Source organism: Stenotrophomonas pictorum JCM 9942, from assembly GCF_001310775.1.
GTDB classification, from domain to species: Bacteria; Pseudomonadota; Gammaproteobacteria; order Xanthomonadales; family Xanthomonadaceae; genus Stenotrophomonas; species Stenotrophomonas pictorum.
Genome location: NZ_BAZI01000370.1, coordinates 1 through 2,587 on the forward strand (window position 1 = coordinate 1; position 2,587 = coordinate 2,587).

The 2,587-nt window shown below is 64.9% G+C and carries 4 protein-coding genes and 1 riboswitch; of the genes, 3 read left to right on the forward strand and 1 reads right to left on the reverse strand.

The features are described 5' to 3' along the window. A partial coding sequence (locus JCM9942_RS13815) for a RibD family protein (protein WP_172675123.1) occupies positions 1-491 on the forward strand: 491 nt, incomplete at its 5' end. Between the two features lie 80 nt (positions 492-571). Here the strand turns inward: JCM9942_RS13815 and JCM9942_RS13820 are convergent. Further along, complete coding sequence (locus JCM9942_RS13820; RefSeq protein ID WP_054660394.1) at positions 572-1,192, reverse strand: outer membrane beta-barrel protein; 621 nt, start codon at positions 1,190-1,192, stop codon at positions 572-574. A gap of 158 nt (positions 1,193-1,350) precedes the next feature. Continuing rightward, positions 1,351-1,513: riboswitch (FMN riboswitch) on the forward strand. A 72-nt stretch (positions 1,514-1,585) separates the two neighbouring features. Between JCM9942_RS13820 and JCM9942_RS13825 the strand changes: the two genes are divergently transcribed. Together JCM9942_RS13825 and JCM9942_RS13830 are read left to right on the forward strand one after the other, a co-directional pair. Beyond that, positions 1,586-2,188, forward strand: a complete 603-nt coding sequence (locus JCM9942_RS13825; protein WP_054660396.1) for a riboflavin synthase — start codon at positions 1,586-1,588, stop codon at positions 2,186-2,188. Continuing rightward, the coding region (locus tag JCM9942_RS13830) for a 3,4-dihydroxy-2-butanone-4-phosphate synthase (protein WP_172675124.1) at positions 2,185-2,587 on the forward strand (403 nt) is incomplete at its 3' end. The genes JCM9942_RS13825 and JCM9942_RS13830, both read left to right, overlap by 4 nt.

A 2,587-nucleotide genomic window follows, 5' to 3' on the forward strand; every position in this document is an offset into this window, starting at 1 on the left:
CGACCGTGCTGGCCGATGATCCGGCATTGACCGCACGGCCCGAACACGGCGAATTCCTGCCGCCGCTGCGGGTGGTGCTGGACGCGCGGCTGCGCACCCTGGATTGCGTGCGGGTGCGTGAGGGCGGGGCGCCGACGTTGTATCTGCATGACCCGGCACTGGCCGCACCGGTGCTGGCCGGGGTCGAGTTCGTGCCCTCGCCGCTGCAGGCCGATGGCCGCTTCGATCTGGCGGCGGTGATGGCGCTGCTGGCTGCCCGGGGTATCAACGAGGTGCATGTCGAAGCCGGGCCGACCCTGTGTGGTGCCCTGCTGCAGGCCGGGCTGGTCGACGAACTGCTGCTCTACATCGCGCCATTGCTGATGGGCGATGCCGCGCGGCCGTTGCTGGCCGGGCTGGGGATCGCGACGATGGCCCAGACCGTGCCGCTGGAGCTGGCCGATGTGCGCATGCTGGGCAAGGACCTGCGGCTGTTGCTGCGTCCGGTCTGAGCAGGCGTAACCAGCGCGGCCGTTGCGAATGAAAACGGGAGCCCGAGGCTCCCGCTGGATCTGAGGCGCTGTAACGCGGATCAGAAGCTGGCGCGGACGCCGGCCAGGTACTGGGTGGTGTCTTCGATGAACTGGATTTCGCCCACCACACCCCAGGTCTTGTTGAAGCTGACCTGGCCGCCGAGGTTGCCGACGAAGGTGCTATCCATGTCGCTGCCATCCATGACGCCGGCCTTCAGCCACGCCTCGGTGCGGGCCGAGGGCTTGCCGCGGACGCCGACGGTGGCGCGTCCGGCGGTGGAGTGATCCTTGCCGGTACCGTTGAAGCCCGGCAGGCCGGAGATCTTCACCTTGGCGTTCACCCGTACGGCGGCGATGTCGGCGGTGAAGTCCACACGCTCGCTCATGTTCATGTGGTAGCCGATACCGAGTTCCGGCTGGGCCAGATCGACTTTCAGGCGCGCGCCGGCAGCGGAATAGCTTTTGGAAACCGTCGAATAGCCGCCGAACACATGGACCTGCGGAGCGATCGCGAACGAGCCGTGGATATAGCCGCCGTCGCCTTTGGGGTCGTCCAGGAAATCGTCGTTGATCTGGACCTGGGTCCAGCCACCTTCCACATAGGTGTAGCTCATCTCGTCAGCGGAAGCGACGAACGGGGTGGCCGCCAGCAGGGCAGCCAGAATCAGGGTCTTGCGCATGGAATTCCTCTCTAAGAAGTGATGTCCGTTTCAGTCGGCCGGTTGCGGGCCGATCGCGCGACGTCGTGTCGTGCACGCAGATTTTAACATTCATATTACAAAGGTCGAGCTTCAGGCCGGGCTGGTACAATGCGCACGCCGGACTTTCCGGCACTCACAAACGTCTTCAGGGCGGGGTGCAATTCCCCACCGGCGGTAGGGGTGCAAGCCCGAGCCCGCGAGCGCTTTGTCCATCTGTCCTCCAGATAGATGCGTTGAAGGTCAGCAGATCCGGTCAGATGCCGGAGCCGACGGTCATAGTCCGGATGAAAGAAGACGGTGTCGCGGGCCTGACGGGTCCGTGCGCCTGCATGCCTTGCGGCGTTTTTCGCTCACTTTTCGCGGAGAACGTTAGTGTTTACTGGAATCATCGAAGGCGTCGGCCGGCTGGCCGCACGCGAACCCCTCGGCGGCGATGTCCGCTTCACCTTCAGCGTGGGCACTCTGCCGTTCGATCGCGTGCAGCTGGGCGAGAGCATTGCCGTCAATGGCGTGTGTCTGACTGTGATCGACTTTGACGGCAGCAGTTTCAAGGCCGATGCCTCGACCGAAACCCTGGCGCTGACCACGCTTGGTGTGTTGACCGAGGGGGCCGTGATCAATCTGGAACGGGCCATGCGCCCGACCGACCGACTCGGCGGGCATCTGGTCAGCGGCCATGTCGATGGTCTGGGCCAGGTGCTGTCCATCCACGAGGACGCGCGCGCGCTGCGTTGGCGTTTTGCCGCGCCCAAGGCGCTGCTCAAGTACATCGCCAAAAAGGGCTCGATCTGTGTCGATGGCGTCAGCCTCACGGTGAACGAGGCCGATGACGAAGGCTTCGAAGTCGCGCTGATCCCGCACACCGTCGCCAATACCGCTTTTTCTGCCACCACCGTGGGTAGTGCGGTCAATCTGGAAATCGATCTGGTCGCCCGCTATGTCGAGCGCCTGCTGGGCCAAGGAGCCACGTCATGAGTTTCGCCCCCATCCCCGAACTGCTGGAAGAAATCCGCGCCGGCCGCATGGTCGTGATCGTCGATGACGAGGACCGTGAGAACGAGGGCGACCTGATCATGGCCGCCGAGCTGGTCCGGCCGTCGGACATCAACTTCATGGTCACCCACGCCCGTGGCCTGGTGTGCCTGTCGGTGACCCGCGAGCGCACCGCGCAGCTGGGTCTGACGCCGATGGTGCAGAAGAACACCGCCCAGTTCCACACCAATTTCACCGTCAGCATCGAGGCGGCCGAAGGCGTGACCACGGGTATTTCCGCCCATGACCGCGCCCACACCATCCGCACCGCGATCCAGCCCAACGCCAGGCCGTCGGACCTGACCCAGCCGGGCCACATCTTCCCGCTGACCGCCCAGCCCG